This is a genomic window from Methylobacterium sp. 37f (genome assembly GCF_023093475.1).
GTDB lineage: Bacteria > Pseudomonadota > Alphaproteobacteria > Rhizobiales > Beijerinckiaceae > Methylobacterium.
Map to the genome: position 1 here is coordinate 1 of NZ_JAGHKN010000041.1, position 18,458 is coordinate 18,458.

The following is an 18,458-nucleotide window of genomic DNA, read 5'->3' on the forward strand; positions in this document are numbered from 1 at the left end:
CCCCTGGAGCCCCACGATGCGCACCCCCCTCGCCACCGCCCTCGTTCTTCTCGCCAGCGCTGCCGCGGCACAGGCCGCCTGCGATGTGAAGGGCGCGAAGCTCGAAGAGGCGATCGCGGCGAAGAGCGAGCTGCGTGAAACCGCCAACAAGCAGACGGTGCGCGACCTGCGCACCCTTCGCGATGCCGCCATCGTGCTCGAAACCTACAAGTACGCCACCGAGTGCGAGCGCCTCGTGGAGATCGTGCGCGCACTGGCGGCCAATCCCGAGAAAACGATCGAGCGCGGAGGCGATACGGACGAGGACAAAGCCGAGGATCTGATGGAAGCCCGCGAGCCGAAGGCTCCGACCGCCGGAGAAACCCTGAAGCCCAAATAAACTGCTTGGGCGTTGAGGTGCGCATGACAGTGAGGCGAGGGGCAGACGAATCGGCATGGTCAAGGACATTCAGATCCGCGAGGCGGGTCTCGCGCACGCGGCCCAGACGCTGCCCTCCGTCGTAGTCGACGACTACAACATCGAGGTGAAGGACGGTGACGGCTTCATCGGCGATCGGGTTTCCAAATCAGCCTTTCGCGAGATGCTGGAAGCGTGCCGCGACAGCCTACGCGCGCTCGGTCCCGATCCTCTCGGCGACAAGAAGAGCTGCGATTTCTCGAAGCGGCGCCTCGACCAGATTCTGGTCGCCGACGACCCGCTCGCCTCGGGCGTCGTGTTCAGCGCTATCGAGGGCTTCGCACAAGAACTCGCGCGAGTGGTCAAGATCTTCCTGAACCAGGACGGGTGGGCCGGAACGCAGGCGATCGTGGTCGGCGGCGGATTCAGCGACAGCCAGGTCGGCTGCCTCGCCATCGGTCGAGCGGGTGTGCTCCTGCGCGCAGGGGGCATTGATGTGACCCTCGAGCCCATCCGGCACCATCCCGACGAGGGCGGCCTGATCGGTGCGGTGCATCTGGCGCCCGCTTGGATGTTCGCGGGATATGACAGTCTGCTCGCCGTTGACATCGGCGGCAGCAACATCCGTGCCGGCGTGGTGACGACGAACCTGAAGAAAGCGCCGGACCTCTCTCGCAGCGAAGTGTGGCGCTCGGAGATCTGGCGACATCGCGACGAAGATCCGATGCCGAGTCGGGACGAGGCCGTGGACCGGCTGATCGGTATGCTGTCGGATCTCATTCGCCGAGCGGACCGGGCCAGCTTCAGCTTGGCTCCCTTCATCGGCATCGGCTGCCCGGGCATGATCGAGGCCGATGGTACGATCAAGCGTGGTGGACAGAACCTGCCCGGACACTGGGAAGGCGACGACTTCAACCTTGTGGAGCGGATCGCGGCAGCGATCCCCAGGATCGGGGATCACGCCACCATGGTGGTGATGCACAACGATGCCGTGGTCCAGGGACTGAGCGAGGTCCCGAATCGCCAGGATGTTACCCGCTGGGGGGTGCTCACCATCGGCACCGGGCTCGGCAATGCCCGATTCACGAACCGGGGTGCGGACGAACCCTGATCCGCCGCACCTGAGCTGTCAGCGCGTCTTCGCGCTGGTGCGTACGAAGGACTGGGCGATGCGCTCGCGCAGCTCTTCGTTCAGTTCGATATCGACGAGGCGCCAGGACCAGCCGCGGAGGCGCAGGCGGATTCGCAATCGCCGATCCCTCCCCGCCTCGGGTGGTATGCCGATCACGACGGTGCGGAACCCGCGCATTTCGGAGGCGAGATAGAACGGGATCAACCGCCGGACGCTTTCGATGTGCAGGCCACCTGCGGGCTTGGTCTTCGGCCCGTCGCGTCCGAGCTCGACGGATTGCGGCCAGCCGTCGTCCAGAAGGTCGACCACCGTGGCAGGTGTCACCAGAGCCTCGGCGATTGGGATCGCCAGGGCGGCGGCGGCCTCGGCGATGCGCTGCCGATCCCGGGGCTCGACATCGGGTGCCGCCGGATCGCGCGCCTGGGCGGCCGCGACCGCCTGTCGGATGACCGACAATCGGAGAGTCCGGAAATTGACGTGCCGGGCGATGTAGTCCGTGTCGTGGGCCTGAACGGCGCGGGCCAGATCGTATAGGGCCCAGAGCGGGGTCAGCGTGAACGCGAACCAACCGATGACCAACAGAATCGGAATCGACCACCAGCGCATCGTGACCCGGCCTCAGGCGATCACGTGGCGGCGTTCCATGTGGTGAGCCCCGCGAAGGCATCCACCACACCCTCGTAGACCGGACGCTTGAACGGAACGATCAGGTCCGGCAGGCCGGACATCGGCTCCCACCGCCACGCATCGAACTCCGACGGGAAAGCCCCCTCGCCCGGATTCGCAACGTCGATCTCGTCGTCGGAGCCAACGAAGCCGAACGCGAACCACTTCTGGGTTTGGCCCCGGTATCGCCCCTTCCAGGCCTGCTTCAGCACGGCCGGCGGTAGATCGTAGGACAGCCATTCCGGCGCCTCGCCGAGGCGGACGACCGACGCCGAGGAAACATTGGTCTCCTCGTAGAGCTCGCGCAGCGCCGCGGCTTCGGGGTCCTCGCCGACGTCGATCCCGCCTTGAGGCATCTGCCAGGCACGACCATCAGCAACGTGCTCCGGACCTGCACCTGCCCGGCGCCGTCCAATGAAGACGAGCCCAGCGCGCGAGATCAGAGTGATACCGACGCAGGAACGATACGGAAGATCGGCGCCGTCGGCGGTCGGAGATGCGGTCATGGCGGGGACCATAGGCAGGCCGGTGAGGTGTCGCAACGCACGAAACGGCGTCGCCACGCAATTCAGAGTGGGGTCATGGCCGGTTGCTGGTCAGACGGGTGCCTGCACCGCTGCCGCCCAGGGTCACGCTGACGGGGACAAGCCTGATCCCCCGCATCTCCGCTTCGGCGGCCCAGCGGGCGATTCGGTCAATGCTCATCGGGAGCGCGCTGGCAGATGCGAAAGCGAACCCCTTCTGCCGCGCCTGAGCTTCGAGGCGAGCCAGCTCCCGATCAATGGCGTCGGGACGCGGAAGAGCGTCGAGGACGATCTCGGCGCGGGCGACAGGCACTTTCGCTTTGGTAGCCAAAGACGCTGCCAGTGAGCGCGGCGAGGTGCCGTCATCGACGAAGCCGAGGCCACGGGCACCGATCTCGCGCAGGATTGGCTCCAAAGCGGCCGGGTCGCTCGTGAGTTTGGCACCCATGTAGTTCACGATACCGACGAACCCGGAGAACCGGCTCATCACCCAGCTCAAGCGATCGAGATTCTCGGGCGGACGCGAGCTGGTCAGCAAGGTCTGTGGACCAGGGTCGCTGTCGGGATAGTCGAAGGGCTCCATCGGGGCCTGAAGCAGGGCTTCGTGCCCAGCTTCGCGGGCTCGCGCGACGGTTCGCTCAAGATCGCTGCCATAGGGCGCGAAGGCGAGGCTGACCGCCGATGGAAGCCGGGTGATGGCGCTGGCCGTGGCCGCTTGGCTAATTCCGAGACCCGAGACCAGGATGGCAACCCGAGGGCCGGCTCCGCCAGTATCGGGCCGCGCATAGACGTCGAGCGCACGCAATCGGCCTTCGCCGAGACGCGGTATGTTGCCGTGGCGGCCGCGCTCGACGAGGCGCGGATCGGGAGCGGCGCTCAGGCGGATTGGTGCCGCGGAAGGGACCTGGATCACGACCGCGTCGGTTGGCGCCGCCGTTCCAGTCGGGCGCACCACCGTCACACCGGAGGCGTTCTCGACATCGCTGGCACTGCTGGAACCTGATTTCGGACGTTCGACCTTGGCTTGCACCTGGGCCGAAGCTTCGGGAGCAGCCTCCGACTGGCGCAGCGCGATGATCGCGGTAGCGCTCGGCTCGCCCCCCCCGGGATCGCCCACGACCATGAGAATGCTGGTACCCAGAACGAGGCCCGCCACGAGGCCGCCCAGCACCATCGGGGCGGTGACGCGCGCCTGCCGCAGCGACCGCAGCCGGGAACCAGCCTTGGGCTTGCCGCCGAGCGGTCGGGTCAGGATTTCGTCGGTGGCCACGCGCAGCCGCTTCCCCAGGCTCCCGGTCCGAAGTTTGTGGCGGTTCCGCCCGAAACGGCGACGGCCCCCAACATCGGTCCTGAACCGACATTGGGGGCCGCGGTGGTTAAGGCTTCGCTAAGGCGCGCCAGGCATCCGCCTCAGTTCGGCACAACTGCCTTCGGCGTGTTGGCCGCGCCCTTCTGGATTCCACGCAGGAAATCGAAGGCTGCCGTGAGTTGCTTGTCCTTGGCCGGGTCCGGCGGAACGTAAGCGGACGACCCACCGCGCTCCTCGACGTCCTTCTGCTTCAGGTGCCCCTTCAGGCCGGCCTCGCCCTTGGTCTCGTCCTTGCCCTTCAGTTCGTCCGGCACTTCCTGCAGGATCTCCTGATCCGGCTCGATCCCCTTGGCCTGGATCGAACGGCCCGACGGCGTGTAGTAGCGCGCGGTGGTCAGGCGGAGTGCACCGCTTCCGCCGAGCGGGATGATCGACTGCACGGAGCCCTTGCCGAACGACCGGGTGCCCAGCACCGTGGCACGCTTATGATCCTGCAACGCACCGGCAACGATCTCGGAGGCCGAGGCGGAACCGCCATTGACCAGGACAACAATGGGCTTGCCCTTGGTCAGGTCGCCGGCCTTGGCTGAGAACCGCTGAGTCTCGTCCGGATTGCGGCCGCGGGTCGAAACGATCTCTCCGCGATCGAGGAAGGCATCGGAGACCATCACGGCCTGGTCGAGAAGGCCGCCGGGATTGTTGCGCAGATCCAGCACATAGCCCTTGAGCTTGTCGGCGCCGATGTCGGTATTGAGCTTATCGATCGCGGCACGCAGGCCATCGAAGGTTTGCTCGTTGAACTGGGTCAGGCGGATGTAGCCGATGTCGCCGCCCTCTGCGCGCGAGCGCACCGGCTTGATCTTGATCACGTCGCGGTTCAGCGTGACCTCAATGGGGTCCTTAGACTCCTTCCGGCTGATCTTCAGCTTCACGGGCGAGTTCACAGGACCACGCATCTTGTCGACGGCCTGGTTCAGGGTGAGGCCCTGAACCTGATCCTCGTCGATCTGAGTGATGATGTCGTTAGTGAGGATACCGGCCTTCGACGCGGGGGTGTCGTCGATTGGCGTGACGACCTTGATCAGGCCATCCTCCATCGTGACCTCGATACCCAGGCCGCCGAACTCGCCGCGCGTCTGCACCTGCATGTCGCGGAAGCTCTTGGAATCCATGTAGCTCGAATGCGGATCGAGCGAGGTGAGCATGCCGTTGACGGCCGCCTCGATCAGCTTCGCCTCGTCGGGCTTCTCCACATAGTCCGTGCGGATTTTCTCGAACACGTCACCGAACAGGCTGAGTTGACGGTAGGTCTCGGCGGAGGCCGCAACCGCGCTCGTCCCCGAGAGAAGGCGGGTCTGGGTCGCGACCATGGAAGACCCGACGCCGAGGAACGCGCCGACTAGAACGAGGGAAACCTTGCGCATTATCCGCGAACCTTCTCGCTGGGGCTTTTCGCCCACCAAGGCTCCGGGTCGATGGAGCCGCCGTCTTTTCTGAACTCAACGTATAAGACCGGATCGCTGCGATCACCGCCCGCCGCTTCGGGACTGGTGCCGCCCTCCCCCATCGCCGCCACCGGCTCGCCCGCGAGCACGAACTGGCCGACCTCGACGTTCATCTGGTCCATCCCCGCCAACAAGAGATAGTAGCCATCGCCGGCGTTGATGATCAAGAGTCGCCCGTACGACCGGAACTGGCCGGCAAAGGACACCCAGCCATCGGCCGGTGAGGAAACCACCGCTTTCGGCCGGGTCGAGAGCGATATGCCGCGGGTGCTTCCCCCATTACCATCGGGCTGGTTGAAGCTGCGCAGGAGGGCGCCGCTGACCGGGCGCGGCAGGTCCCCCCGCGTGTCGACGAAACGGACCTTCGGCGCCAAGCGAGCCGGGTCACGCGCCGCGGCGACCGCGAAGCGTTCCTGGGTGGCGCGGACCTCGCGAGACTCGGCGGCCCGGGCCTCCTCCGCGGCCCGCCGTGCCGACGCGACCTCCCCCTCCATCCGGTCGAGCAATTCCTTCAAGCTGCGAGCCTGAACCGAGAGTTCGGCAGTGCGGGTCCGCTCGGCGGCCAGCCCGCTCTCGACCTCGGCCTGTCGTGTCCGGCGCGCCGCGATGAGAGCATTCAGGCGCTGCTGTTCCCGTGCCCAGCCCGCCAGATCGTTGGTCAATCCTTCGCGATCGGCAGCGATGAGACCCTTCAGGCGGACGAGTTCGGTCAGGTCGCCGGCCAGGGTCTCCGCTTCCCCGCGCAACTCGGGCACGACTGCGCCAAGCAGCATCGACGTGCGGATGACCGCGAGCACATCTTCGGGGCGGACCAGGACCGCCGGCGGCGGCCGGCGACCCATGCGCTGGAGCGCGGCAAGGATCTCCGCGATAACGCCCCGCCGGGATTCGAGCGAGCGCCGAAGTGCCGTCTCACTGGTTCCGAGGGTCTTCAGGCGGTCCTCGAGTCGGCTCATACGGACTTCGGTGGCCTGGGCCTGACGCGCGGCATCGACGAGGGCGGTGTTCAGCTTGGCCCGGTCGCCGCCGATGGCGGTAATCTCGGCCTCGAATTTGGCCCTGGCTCCCGTACTGGCCGCAAGCGCGTCTTCGATGCGCTTCAGGTTGTCGGCGCGGCGGGTCTTCTCGTCGAGCGCGTTCTGGACAGCCTCCGGCGTCGAGGGCTCCTCGGCGCGGGGTACGCACGTGAGAGCGAAGAACGCGGCCATCATCAGGCCGCTCCTCACCCCAGTACGTCTACGTCGGGTGCCCGATGTCATCGGTCGTCGAGGTTTCCGCGGTGATACGGGTGGCCGGCAAGGATCGTCAGCGTGCGGTACACCTGCTCCAGGGCGAGGACGCGCACAAGCCCATGCGGCAAGGTGGCGGCTCCGAACGACAGGGCCAGTTCGGCACGCGACCGGACGGACGGGTCCAGACCATCAGCGCCCCCAATCGCGAGGATAAGGGCTGAGCGTCCTGCATCACGCCAGCTCCCGACACGCTCCGCGATGAGCTCGCTGGTCAGATCGGAGCGTCCGCGCTCGTCGTAGACAGCCAGCACGGCACCGGTTGCGGAAGCGTGCCCAAGGATGGCCGCCCCCTCCTCGGACGCACGGTCCTGTGCGCGCCGTGCGCGGCTCTCGGGAATTTCGGCGATGTCGCAGGCTGCGAACCCGAGTCCCCGCCCGACTTGAACGGCTCGCTCACGATATCGCGCGGCAAGATCTCGTTCGGGACCGGGCTTCAGACGGCCAACTGCCGCGACCAGCAAGCGCACGATGCGCTGGACTTCATTCGGCCAGGGCAGCGGCGGGACGGTCTGCCCCCCACATCTTTTCCAGATTGTAGAAGCCGCGCACTTCCGGTCTGAAGATGTGCACGATGATGTCGCCGGCATCGATCAACACCCAATCGCAAGCCGGAAGTCCCTCGACCCGAGCCGTACCAAGCCCTTTGGACTTGATCTCCTGGAGGACGCGATCCGCGATCGCGCCGACATGGCGCTGAGAGCGGCCTGACGTGATAATCATCGTATCGGCCAGGGAGGTTCGGCCCATGAGATCGATTTCAATCGTCTCCTCGGCCTTCATGTCCTCGAGACATTCGAGGGCGAGACTCCGGAGATCGTCGATCTTCCGGTTGGTGGATTCCTCGGAGCCCGGGGCTCCGGTGTGGACCGCGTCGTTCAGCGTCTGGGTTCCTGCAATCGCCATCGTCATCCCACCATCGTACTCCGAATAGGGATAAAGTGGAACGTGGCTCTTGCCTTTTCCATCGAAGGCGCCCGCCGTCCCGTACAGACGCCTACGCGAACACGTCTGGTGCGGCTCGCAGAGCCGTGGACGAGAGGGTCGAACGCGGCCCGTGGAGAAAAACCCAAGCTGGCGCTGCGCGATCAGGCAAGCTTGCCGCCTCCGACTCCGCGATGCGCCAGCGCGCAAGGACGCGGGCGGCGCGAGCGGCCGGTGCGGTCAGGGTGAAGCCCGGACGATCGACGATGGCGAGCGGCATCAGGGCGGCAATCTCCGAATATCCCTGCCAGCGGTGAAATGTCGCGAGGCTGTCGGCTCCCATGATCCAGACGAACCGCACAGCGGGATTTCTCTGTGTGAGGAACCGCAAGGACTGGCGGGTGTATCGGGCGCCGATCTGCCACTCGAAATCCGTAACCCGGATTCGGGGATGGTCGGCGACGCGCTGCGCCCGTTCGACCCGGCGGTTGATGGCAGCGAGGTCGCCCCGATCCTTCAACGGGTTACCTGGCGTCACCATCCACCAGATCGCATCGAGCCGCAGCCGCTTCAGGGCGACGAGGCTGACATGCCGATGGCCGAGATGCGCCGGATTGAACGAACCCCCGTAAAGACCGATGCGCAGGCCCGGCGAAACGGGTGGCAGATGCGCCGGGCCCGACGCCTCAAGGCGCATCGCGCCTCGATCGGATCGCGGGAGTTGGCGTCAAGGGCGCGTCTGCCCGTTGCCGTGAACCCGGTACTTGAAGGTGGTCAGTTGCTCGACCCCCACCGGCCCACGTGCGTGCATGCGTCCGGTGGCGATGCCGATCTCGGCACCAAAGCCGAACTCCCCGCCGTCGGCGAACTGGGTCGAGGCGTTGTGTGTGACAATGGCCGAATCGACTTCCGCCAGGAAGCGTGAGGCTTCCGTCAGGTCATCGGTGATGATCGCGTCGGTGTGATGCGATCCGTTGGTCTCGATATGTTCGATGGCAGCATCGAGACCGTCGACGACCCGAACCGAAATGATGGCGTCGAGATATTCGGTGCGCCAATCGACCGGCGTGGCGGCGCTGACGCGGGCATCGATCGCCTGAGTGGCCGAATCGCCGCGCACGGCGCATCCGGACTCGAGAAGCGCAATGACGAGCGGCGCCAAATGCGTGTCGGCGCAGGCGCGGTCGACAAGCAGGGTTTCGGCGGCCCCGCAGATGCCGGTGCGCCGCATCTTGCTGTTCAGCACGATGGTGCGGGCCATCTCGAGGTCCGCGCCCGCCGCGACGTAGACATGGCAGATACCGTCGAGATGGGCGAAAACGGGGACGCGAGCTTCCGCCTGCACCCGCTCGACCAGACCGCGCCCGCCGCGCGGCACGATGACGTCAATACCACCGTCGAGGCCGGACAGCATGGCGCCGACCGCCGCGCGATCCCGGGTCGGCACGATCTGGATGGCGTCGGCCGGAAGACCCGCCGCCTCCAGCCCTGCCCGCATGGCACGCGCAATGGCCATGGCAGAGCGGTGGCTGTCGGACCCGGCGCGCAAGATCGCCGCATTGCCCGCTTTGAGACAGAGCGCGCCCGCATCGGCCGTGACGTTGGGCCGACTCTCGAAGATGACGCCGATGACGCCGAGAGGCACGGCAATGCGTTCGATCAACAAGCCGTTGGGCCGCTCGAAGGCAGCGATCTGCCGCCCCACCGGATCAGGGAGCGCTCCAATTTTGGCCACCGCGTCGGCAATCGCCCCCAGACGCCCTTCGTCGAGGGTCAGGCGGTCGAGGAGCGCCTGGGTCTGGCCCGCGGCGCGGGCCGCCTCGACGTCGCGAGCGTTTTCCGCCAGAATCGTATCCCGCTCCGCCCGGAGGCGTTCGGAGATGAGGCGAAGCGCAGTGTCCTTGATCTGAGCTGGGGCGAGAGCGATCTTGCGGGCCGCAGCACGGGCACGCTGGCCCAGGGCGTTCATCTCCGTGGAGAGATTGGCGGGGGGCGTAAACTCGGATCGCAGGTTCAGAACGGGCACGGCCTTCATCCTCGCGACCGTCGCGATGGCACGCGGCCGCCTTGTGTTCCGATCCGTCATGCCACGCCGGAGGCCATTAGAACAAGCATACGGGCTGACGGATCAGCTATTCCCCCACCATCGCGAGGTCATCGCGGTGTACCATTTCCGCGCGTCCCGGATGGGTCAGAAGATCGGCGATCTCCCGGCTCGGCCGGCCGATGATGCGCAGGGCCTGGTCGCTGTCATAGGCCACGAGTCCGCGTCCAAGGGTCCGTCCAGCTTCATCCCGGATCACCACGGCATCGCCGCGTCCGAACCCGCCCTGGACGCGGGTCACGCCCACAGGCAGCAGGCTGGCGCCACCCTGGAGAGCACGCGCGGCGCCAGCATCAACGGTGAGGATACCACGTGGCTCCAGGGAGCCGGCGATCCAGCTCTTGCGCGCCGTCACCGGGTTCGAGCCTGATAGGAACCAGCTGCAGCGCCCGCCCTTTAGGATGGTACTGAGCGGATTCTTCTCGCGCCCATCGGCAATGACCATGTGGGTGCCGCCGCTCGCAGCGATCTTGGCTGCTTCGACTTTGGTGCGCATACCGCCGCGCGAGAGTTCGGAAGCCGGACCACCAGCCATCGCTTCGATCTCCGGCGTGATCCGCTCGACGATCGGAAGGTGCTGCGCATTCGGATCGGTATGCGGCGGGGCCGTATAGAGGCCGTCGATGTCGGAGAACAGCACCAGGACGTCGGCTCCGATCATCGTAGCGACGCGGGCGGCCAGACGATCGTTGTCGCCGTAGCGGATCTCGCTGGTGGCGACCGTGTCGTTCTCGTTGACGACCGGGACGGCGCGCACTTCGAGGAGCTTGAGCACCGTGGCGCGGGCATTGAGGTAACGCCGGCGTTCCTCGGTGTCCTGCGGCGTCACCAGGATTTGCCCGGCGGCGATGCCGTGATGCCCAAGGGCCTCGGACCAATGGCGCGCCAGGGCGATCTGCCCCACGGCCGCTGCGGCTTGGCTCTCCTCCAGGCGTAGGGTGCCGGGCGGATAGCCGAGCACCGTCCGGCCGAGCGCGATGGCACCCGATGAGACGACCAGCACATCCGTCCCGCTGGCGTGAAGATCGGCGATGTCCTCTGCCAAAGCGCTCAGCCAGGCATGCCGCAGACGACTGCGCACACGGTCAACGAGCAGAGCCGAGCCCACCTTGATGACGATACGGCGGAAGTCTTGGAGATTGGGGATCTGGACGTCGGTGGTCATCGGCAGTGTCGGCGGGAGGACGGTGAAGCGTTTGTGACGAGCGCGTGTCGCCGGCACAAGGGCCGTGCGCTCCCGTTCAGGGCTGCCACGCCTCGGCCGGCTGCGCCTCGGCCTCTGCCAGCTTCGCCGCATCCATCTCGCGAGCAAGCGCCCGCAGGGCATCCTGCACACCGAGGCCCGTGGCTGAGGAAAGCACCAGCGGCTTCTTCTTCGAGGCACGCTTCAGACGGGCAACCTGCTCCTTCAACACATCCGGGTCGACGACGTCGGCCTTCGAGAGCGCGACGATTTCGGGCTTTTCGTCGAGGCCGTTGCCGTAGGCTTCCAGTTCGCGCCGGACGAGCTTGTAGGTCTGGCCGGCATGCTCGTTCGTCGCCTCCACCAAGTGGAGCAGCACCCGGCAGCGCTCCACGTGGGCCAGGAACTTGTCGCCCAAGCCGACGCCGTCATGAGCGCCCTCGATCAATCCCGGAATGTCGGCGAGCACGAATTCCCGCTCATCGGACCGCACGACGCCGAGTCCCGGATGCAGGGTGGTGAAGGGATAATCGGCGATCTTGGGCTTGGCCGCCGTCACGGTGGCGAGGAAGGTCGACTTGCCCGCATTGGGAAGCCCGACCAGTCCCGCATCGGCGATCAGCTTCAGGCGCAGCCACACCCACTGCTCATGGCCTTCCAAGCCCGGATTGGCGTGCTTCGGTGCCCGATTGGTCGACGTGGTGAAGTATGCATTGCCGAAACCGCCGTTGCCGCCCTTGGCGAGACGCACACGCTGGCCGACATGAGTCATGTCGGCGATCAGGGTCTCGCCGTCCTCGGCCAGGATCTCGGTTCCGGCAGGAACCTTCAGCACCACATCGGCGCCGTTGGCACCGTGGCGGTTGGAGCCCATGCCGTGCTCGCCTTTCTTGGCCTTGAAGTGCTGCTGGTAGCGGTAGTCGATCAGGGTGTTGAGGCCGTCGACGCACTCGACCCAGACATCGCCGCCGCGCCCGCCGTCGCCACCGTTCGGGCCGCCGAACTCGATGAACTTTTCACGGCGGAAGGCCACGCATCCGGCGCCACCGTCGCCGGAGCGGACATAGACCTTGGCTTCGTCGAGGAATTTCACGGGCGGGCTCGGATCAGTTCGGATGTCGGGATGTCGTGTGTCGCCGGAACGACAAAGCATGAAACGACAACGGGGAAGATGGTTTCCCATCTTCCCCGGGATCATGTGGTGGCTAGGCCCTCTCCCGGGAAGATCCCGTGAGAGCCTCGGGGAAGCGCCTTACTCGGCGGCTTCCTGCATCGGGACAACGGTGACGAAGGCGCGACCGCGCTTCGTCTCAAACAGCACGCGGCCGGCCGCCTTGGCGAACAGGGTGTGGTCCGTGCCGATGCCGACATTGGTGCCGGGATGCCACTTGGTGCCGCGCTGGCGCACGATGATGTTGCCCGGAATGACGGCTTCCGAACCGAACTTCTTCACGCCGAGGCGCTGACCAGCCGAGTCGCGGCCGTTGCGGGACGAGCCGCCTGCTTTTTTATGAGCCATGGGAAATTACTCCGAAGTCTTGGATCTCAGGTCGGATCGTCAGGCGCTGATGCCGGTGATGCGGACCACCGTGTGATGCTGGCGGTGGCCCCGCTTGCGGCGGGAGTTCTGACGGCGGCGCTTCTTGAAGGCGATGACCTTCGCGTCGCGGCCGTGGCTGACGATCTCGCCGGTGACGCTGATGCCCGAGAGCAGCGGCGCGCCGACCTGAGTGGCGCCTTCGCCGTTCGTGAACAAGAGCACGTCACCGAAGGTGACGGCCGAACCGGCTTCGCCTTCGAGCGTGGCGATCGTGATGGTGTCGTTGGCGGCAACGCGATACTGCTTGCCGCCCGTCTTGATGACTGCGAACATCGTTCTCTCTTCGTGTTCTCTGCCGGCCTCCGGCGCGCCTCGCGGCGAATCCTGGACCGTCTTCTTGTTCAGGTCATCCGCACCATCGGATCGAGCCGGGGGCGAACGCGAAACGCGCGGACTTCGTCGAGGAAGCCGCGCGAGAGGGGGTGGATAGGCGGGGATGGGGTGATTTGTCAATGACGGCGGGTGGCACCGAGGTGACCGGGCCTACCGCTTCGTCAATCCGCCGAGCACGTTGCGAAGGATCGCATTGCCCACCTCGGTCCCGACTTTCCGTGCCATCGAGCGCGCGGCGTTGCCGAGGACCTGTTCGGCAAGGCTCGGGGGCGGGCGGCGCCCCTTCCCCACCGGCTTGGTGCCGAGAACGCCGCCGAGCCAGCTCCCGAGCATCCCGCCCAAACCGCCCTCCGTCACCTCCGGGCCGTCGGTTCCGCTGCCGTCGAGCCCCTTGCGGGCGGCCAGCATCTCGTAGGCACTCTCGTTGTCGACGGACTGGTCGTACTTTCCGCGCACGGGACTTTTTGCGATCAGATCGGCCCGCTCGGCCGGTGTGATCGGACCGACTCGGCCCTGCGGGGGTGCGATCAGGGCGCGCTCGACCACGGACGGCGTGCCCTTGGCTTCCAGGAACGAGACGAGCGCCTCACCAACGCCGAGTTCGGTGATCGCCTTGGCGACGTCAAAGCCAGGATTCTGGCGGAATGTCTCGGCGGCGGCCTTCACGGCGCGCTGATCGCGGGGCGTGAAGGCGCGCAAGGCATGCTGCACCCGGTTTCCGAGCTGGCCGAGGACCGATTCCGGTACGTCGAGAGGATTCTGCGTCACGAAGTAGACGCCGACGCCCTTCGAGCGGATCAGGCGTACCACCTGCTCCACCGCATCCAGAAGGGCCTTCGGGGCGTCGTCGAACAGGAGGTGCGCCTCGTCGAAGAAGAAGACGAGCTTCGGCTTGTCGAGGTCGCCGACCTCCGGCAGCTGCTCGAACAGCTCCGAGAGCATCCAGAGCAGGAACGAAGCGTAGAGCCGGGGCCGCTGCATCAGCTTGTCGGCAGCCAGGATGTTGACGATGCCCCGGCCCTCGCGGTCCACCCGCATGAAGTCGTTGAGGTCGAGGGCCGGCTCGCCGAAGAACCGGTCGGCGCCCTGGTTCTCCAGCATCAGGAGTTGTCGCTGAATGGCGCCGACGGAGGCCGCCGAGACGTTGCCATACTGGCCCGAGACCGCCTTCAGGTTCTCGGTGAGGTGGAGCAGCAGGGCACGGAGGTCCTTGAGATCGAGGACCGGCCATTTGTTGTCGTCCGCGACCCGGAAAGCGATGTTGAGCATGCCCTCCTGGGTGTCGTTGAGTTCCAGCAGGCGCGCCAGCAGCAACGGTCCCATCTCGATGACGGTGCAGCGGATCGGATGGCCCTGGTCCCCGAACAGATCCCAGAACACGGTCGGAAAGCGGTCGGGCTCGTAGGGAATGCCGAGCTCGTCGGCGCGCTTGACGAAGACCGGCTTCGACTCGCCGGCAACGGCCAGCCCCGAGAGATCGCCCTTGATATCGGCGGCGAAGACCGGGACGCCGGCATTGGAGAATCCCTCCGCCATCACCTGCAGGGTCACGGTCTTGCCGGTGCCCGTCGCTCCGGCCACGAGGCCGTGGCGATTGGCGAGCCGAAGCGTCAGGCCCTCGGGTTTCAGACTTCCATCCTCGAGGGGCGCCTTGCCGACCAGGATCGTACCGTCGTCCTGCATGATCGTCCGCTCCTCGTGCCCGTCGCAGCGCCGAAGCGTCGACCCTGAGCCTTATGGCGCCCGGGCGCGGCATTTTCCAGCGGTTCGCCGAGCGCTCTTGATTTCGCGTCGGCGAGGCCGGATGGACAAGATCCCGACCGTGCAGAGATGCCGACCGTGCAGGAGTCCGTTTAAGATGGAAGAGTTGATCGCCCGCGTAACGACCCGGACCGGCCTCGATGCCGCAACGGCGCAGACCGCCATCGGCCACATCCTGGCCTTCCTGCAGAAGGAGGGGCCGGCCACGGAGGTGAGCCAGTTGCTCAGCGCTCTGCCGGGATCCGAGGCCGCGATCGCCGAAACCAATGCCGGCGAAGCCGGCGGCGGCCTGATGGGCATGCTCGGCGGCATGATGGGTGGTGGCGTCATGGCGCTCGGGCAGAAGCTGATGGCTGCCGGCGTGCCGATGGGCCAGATGCAGCCGCTCGGCCAGGAACTGTTCGCCTATGGCCGTGAGAAGGCCGGCGAGGACGTGATGGGCCCGATCGTCGGCTCCGTCCCGGGCCTGAACCAGTTCGTCTGAGACCAGCGTCGGATCCTTCGGCGACTACCCATCGAGGCGTCGTCGGAGGGTGGACCTTCTCCTCCGGCAAGCCTCTCTGGAAAAACAGCAATCCTTGTCATAAAAGCGTGTGCGCTTCGTGGTGATGTGACCTCCCGAAGGCACGAGGCCAAGGGCTCCAGCGGAGCACGCCTCGCGGTCCCGACAGGGCGGATTGGACGATGGTCCCGAACTTCGCGCGCGATGCCTCCACGGCGTGGCTTAATGGCTGGGAGGCGCACGTTCATGCGCCCTTTGCCCGGCTGAAGCAGCGCACCGCCGAAGCGGGGCGCAGTGGGCTTCTGCTCCCTGCGGGCGGGGCGCCGATCCGGTTCAAGCCCCGCCTCAGAACGCCCCTCGCCGCCCCGGGGCTCGCGCCGACCCTCGGCCGTATCGGCTCCCTCGAGGTGCGGCTGGCCACCTCCGCTTCGGAGATCCGGCGGGCGCAGCGCCTGCGCTACCGGGTGTTCTTCGAGGAAATGTCGGCAGTTCCGAGCGGTCTCGCAATGCTGTCGCGCCGCGACGTCGACGAGTACGATGCGGTCTGCGACCACCTCCTGGTGATCGATCACGCCGCCACGGACACGCCGAACTTCGCCGCCAAGCCGTTCCGGCGCACCCAACCCAAGGTTGTCGGGACCTACCGGCTGCTGCGGCAGGATGCGGCCGACCGCAATTTCGGGTTCTACACGGCCGGCGAATACGACATCGCCCCTCTGATGGCGGCCAATCCGGGGGCGCGGTTCCTCGAACTCGGACGCTCCTGCGTGCTGAAGCCCTACCGGACCAAGCGGACGGTGGAACTGCTCTGGGCCGGAATTTGGGCCTATGTCCAACACCATAGCATCGATGCCATGCTGGGCTGCGCCAGCCTGGAGGGGACGGACCCGGATCGGCTCGCCCTGCCCTTGAGCTTCCTGCACCACCATGCCCGGGCCTCGGAGGGCTGGTGCGCCCGCGCCCTACCGGAGCGCTACGTGGCGATGAACCGGGTGGCTCGCGAGGCCGTGGACCCGAAGGCCGCGCTCCAGGCGCTGCCGCCGCTGATCAAGGGCTACCTGCGGATCGGCGCGACCTTCGGCGACGGGGCCGTCGTGGACCATCAGTTCGGCACCACCGACGTCTTCGTGGTGCTGCCCGTCTCGGCCATCGCGGCACGCTACCGGGAGCATTTCGCGCCGGCGGCGAACCGCCAGGCGGCGTAAGGCAACCTCAGGTTCGTGCATCCGCCGCGAGGGCGGCCAAGCCTTCGCGGTAGGTCGGATAGGCGAGCGTCACGCCAAGCTCTTCTTGGATAAGGCGATTTCGCACCCGCTTGTTCTCGCCGTAGAAGCTGCGGGCCATCGGGCTCAGGTCGGCGGTCTCGAAATCCACCTCCGGCGGCAGCGGTAGGCCGGCGAGCTTGGCGGCATATTCGGTCACGACCTGCGGCGGGGTCGGCTCGTCGTCAGTGACGTTGTAGGTGGCACCGGCGCGGGGATGGGCGATCGAGGCCAGCAGCGTGGTCGCGATATCGTCGACGTGGATCCGGTTAAACACTTGTCCCGGCTTGATGATTCGCTGCGATTTACCCTCCCGCAGCTTCACGATCGGGTTGCGGCCCGGGCCGTAGATGCCGGAGAGACGAAAGACCTGGACGGCCTTGCCGGTCTCGGCGCCGAGGGCGTGCCACTGATTTTCGACGGCGAGGCGCCCACGGGAACGGCCGCTCACCGGGCGGGGCGGCGTCGACTCGTCGATCCAGGCGCCCTCGTGGTCGCCGTAGACACCGATGGTCGACAGATAGCCGATCCAGCCGATGCGACTGGCCGCGATGGCCTCGCGGTATACCGCGAGGGTCGTGTCGAGGTCGCGGGCGGGCGGGGCCGAAACCAGCAGCACATCCGTATCGGCGAGGTTGGCCGCGATGCGGGGGTCATCGGAGTCCGGTCCGAAGGCCCGCATCTCGGCGAGATCGCTGGGGCCGGCCCGGGACGGATCGGTCACGGTGGCGCGGACCACGCCGAAGCGGTCGCGGGCACGCTCCACGAATCGACGGGCGGTGAAACCGAGTCCGAAGACGAAGAGGTTCATGTCGGCGTCTGTCCTGTCGTCTCGGGCGGGGTCGGGTCCAGGGCCGAGTCCCACTCGGCCCGGACCATGGCGTCGGTTTCGCCCAAACCCCGGGCGTTGAAAAGCGCGCGCAGCGGCGCGGGCGCCAGCAGGCGCCCGAGCGCCCACACCGCCATGCCGCGCACCAGGGGCGCGGGATCGTCCAGGCAGCGCTCGGCCTCGGCGGCGAGGCCGAGATCGCCGGAGTTGCCGATGGCGATGAGGACATTGCGCAGGAATCGATCCCGCCCGGTGCGCTTGACCGGCGTGCCGGCGAAGCGGGCGCGGAAGGCCGCGTCGTCGAGGCGGGCGAGGTCGGCGAGCGGCGGGGCGGCGAGATCGCTCCGGGCGGCCATCCGCCCCTCCGCGGCCGTCGCCGCGAACTTGTTCCAGGGGCAGACGGCGAGGCAATCGTCGCAGCCGAAGACGCGGTTGCCGATGGCCGACCGGAACTCCGTCGGAATCGGCCCGGCATGCTCGATGGTCAGGTAGGCGATGCAGCGGCGCGCATCGAGGCGGTAGGGCGCCGGAAAGGCACCGGTCGGGCAGATGTCGAGACAGCGCCGGCACGAGCCGCAATGGTCGGCCTCCGGCGCGTCGGGGGTCAGGTCGGCGGAGGTGTAGATGGCGCCGAGCAGGAGCCAGTTGCCGAGGGTGCGGGACACCAGCACCGTGTGCTTGCCCTGCCAGCCGAGGCCGGCGGCGGCCGCCAGCGGCTTCTCCATCACGGGAGCGGTGTCGACGAACACCTTCACGCGGACGTCGCCCTTGGCCGAGAGGTAGCCGCCCAGTTCCTTCAGCTTGCCCTTGACCACCTCGTGGTAGTCGCGGCGCTGGGCATAGGCCGCGATGGCGCCCCGGTCGCGCCGGGCCAGGAGGTCCAGGGGATCGGCCTCGGGGCCGTAATTCATGCCCAGCATGACGATGCTGCGCACGCCCGGCCACAGGGTGGCGGGGTCGGCGCGCTGGTCGGCCCGCTCGACCATCCAGTCCATGGTGCCGTGATGGCCCTCGCCGAGCCAGGCGGGGAGCCGGTCCTGCAGTTCGGGCACGGCGTCGGGCCGGGTGATGCGGATCGATTCGAAGCCGAGCAGCCGCGCCCGCGCCTCGACGGCCCGGCGCAGCTCCGCCCCGGCCA

At 67.1% G+C, this 18,458-nt stretch carries 20 protein-coding genes; 4 read left to right on the forward strand and 16 right to left on the reverse strand.

Translation table 11 applies throughout. The annotated features are described in order from the left end of the window. Positions 1–16: 16 nt before the first annotated feature. The gene (locus J7U37_RS20720) at positions 17–379 is read left to right on the forward strand and encodes a photosystem reaction center subunit H (RefSeq protein ID WP_247636964.1); all 363 of its coding nucleotides are present in this window, start codon (positions 17–19) and stop codon (positions 377–379) included. A 55-nt stretch (positions 380–434) separates the two neighbouring features. Then, positions 435–1,508: an ROK family protein gene (locus J7U37_RS20725; RefSeq protein ID WP_247636937.1), complete on the forward strand. Its 1,074-nt coding sequence runs from the start codon at positions 435–437 to the stop codon at positions 1,506–1,508. 18 nt (positions 1,509–1,526) lie between these two features. Here J7U37_RS20725 and J7U37_RS20730 read toward each other — a convergent pair whose 3' ends face one another. From J7U37_RS20730 to J7U37_RS20795, 14 genes are all read right to left on the reverse strand, one after another. Continuing rightward, the gene (locus J7U37_RS20730) at positions 1,527–2,108 is read right to left on the reverse strand and encodes a DUF2939 domain-containing protein (protein WP_247636938.1); all 582 of its coding nucleotides are present in this window, start codon (positions 2,106–2,108) and stop codon (positions 1,527–1,529) included. A 47-nt stretch (positions 2,109–2,155) separates the two neighbouring features. Further along, entirely contained in the window at positions 2,156–2,713 is a 558-nt protein-coding gene (locus tag J7U37_RS20735) for an RNA pyrophosphohydrolase (RefSeq protein WP_247636965.1), read from the reverse strand. 61 nt (positions 2,714–2,774) lie between these two features. After that, a complete protein-coding gene (locus J7U37_RS20740) occupies positions 2,775–3,995 on the reverse strand; it encodes a divergent polysaccharide deacetylase family protein (protein WP_247636966.1) in 1,221 nt (406 codons plus the stop codon). 134 nt (positions 3,996–4,129) lie between these two features. Further along, complete coding sequence (locus J7U37_RS20745; protein WP_247636939.1) at positions 4,130–5,452, reverse strand: S41 family peptidase; 1,323 nt, start codon at positions 5,450–5,452, stop codon at positions 4,130–4,132. Further along, a complete protein-coding gene (locus J7U37_RS20750; RefSeq protein WP_247636940.1) occupies positions 5,452–6,744 on the reverse strand; it encodes a peptidoglycan DD-metalloendopeptidase family protein in 1,293 nt (430 codons plus the stop codon). Before J7U37_RS20750 ends, J7U37_RS20745 begins: the two co-directional genes overlap by 1 nt. A gap of 44 nt (positions 6,745–6,788) precedes the next feature. Beyond that, positions 6,789–7,292, reverse strand: a complete 504-nt coding sequence (gene rlmH, locus J7U37_RS20755) for a 23S rRNA (pseudouridine(1915)-N(3))-methyltransferase RlmH (protein WP_247636941.1) — start codon at positions 7,290–7,292, stop codon at positions 6,789–6,791. A 13-nt stretch (positions 7,293–7,305) separates the two neighbouring features. Continuing rightward, the gene (rsfS, locus tag J7U37_RS20760) at positions 7,306–7,647 is read right to left on the reverse strand and encodes a ribosome silencing factor (protein ID WP_338011489.1); all 342 of its coding nucleotides are present in this window, start codon (positions 7,645–7,647) and stop codon (positions 7,306–7,308) included. A gap of 172 nt (positions 7,648–7,819) precedes the next feature. Then, a complete protein-coding gene (locus tag J7U37_RS20765; RefSeq protein WP_247636942.1) occupies positions 7,820–8,443 on the reverse strand; it encodes a nicotinate-nucleotide adenylyltransferase in 624 nt (207 codons plus the stop codon). Between the two features lie 30 nt (positions 8,444–8,473). Continuing rightward, positions 8,474–9,772, reverse strand: coding sequence for a glutamate-5-semialdehyde dehydrogenase (locus J7U37_RS20770; RefSeq protein WP_247636943.1), 1,299 nt, complete (start codon positions 9,770–9,772; stop codon positions 8,474–8,476). Between the two features lie 106 nt (positions 9,773–9,878). Further along, on the reverse strand, positions 9,879–11,015 hold the full coding sequence (proB, locus tag J7U37_RS20775) for a glutamate 5-kinase (protein WP_247636944.1): 1,137 nt from the start codon (positions 11,013–11,015) through the stop codon (positions 9,879–9,881). Positions 11,016–11,091: 76 nt separating this feature from the next. Continuing rightward, complete coding sequence (obgE, locus tag J7U37_RS20780) at positions 11,092–12,126, reverse strand: GTPase ObgE (protein ID WP_247636945.1); 1,035 nt, start codon at positions 12,124–12,126, stop codon at positions 11,092–11,094. A 159-nt stretch (positions 12,127–12,285) separates the two neighbouring features. Further along, positions 12,286–12,552: a 50S ribosomal protein L27 gene (gene rpmA / locus J7U37_RS20785; RefSeq protein WP_056179428.1), complete on the reverse strand. Its 267-nt coding sequence runs from the start codon at positions 12,550–12,552 to the stop codon at positions 12,286–12,288. A 39-nt stretch (positions 12,553–12,591) separates the two neighbouring features. After that, positions 12,592–12,906, reverse strand: a complete 315-nt coding sequence (gene rplU, locus J7U37_RS20790; RefSeq protein WP_055947814.1) for a 50S ribosomal protein L21 — start codon at positions 12,904–12,906, stop codon at positions 12,592–12,594. Between the two features lie 210 nt (positions 12,907–13,116). Next, positions 13,117–14,649 carry a helicase HerA-like domain-containing protein gene (locus tag J7U37_RS20795; RefSeq protein ID WP_247636946.1) on the reverse strand — a complete coding sequence of 511 codons (1,533 nt, stop codon included), beginning with the start codon at positions 14,647–14,649 and terminating at the stop codon, positions 13,117–13,119. Between the two features lie 175 nt (positions 14,650–14,824). Here J7U37_RS20795 and J7U37_RS20800 point away from each other — a divergent pair, with 175 nt between their 5' ends. Both J7U37_RS20800 and J7U37_RS20805 read left to right on the forward strand, forming a co-directional pair. Beyond that, on the forward strand, positions 14,825–15,211 hold the full coding sequence (locus tag J7U37_RS20800) for a DUF2267 domain-containing protein (protein WP_247636947.1): 387 nt from the start codon (positions 14,825–14,827) through the stop codon (positions 15,209–15,211). 200 nt (positions 15,212–15,411) lie between these two features. After that, on the forward strand, positions 15,412–16,434 hold the full coding sequence (locus J7U37_RS20805) for a GNAT family N-acyltransferase (RefSeq protein ID WP_056179419.1): 1,023 nt from the start codon (positions 15,412–15,414) through the stop codon (positions 16,432–16,434). Positions 16,435–16,441: 7 nt separating this feature from the next. Here J7U37_RS20805 and J7U37_RS20810 read toward each other — a convergent pair whose 3' ends face one another. Together J7U37_RS20810 and queG are read right to left on the reverse strand one after the other, a co-directional pair. Then, positions 16,442–17,302, reverse strand: a complete 861-nt coding sequence (locus tag J7U37_RS20810) for an SDR family oxidoreductase (RefSeq protein ID WP_247636948.1) — start codon at positions 17,300–17,302, stop codon at positions 16,442–16,444. After that, positions 17,299–18,444, reverse strand: coding sequence for a tRNA epoxyqueuosine(34) reductase QueG (gene queG / locus J7U37_RS20815; RefSeq protein WP_282104059.1), 1,146 nt, complete (start codon positions 18,442–18,444; stop codon positions 17,299–17,301). Before queG ends, J7U37_RS20810 begins: the two co-directional genes overlap by 4 nt. Between the last annotated feature and the right edge of the window lie 14 nt (positions 18,445–18,458).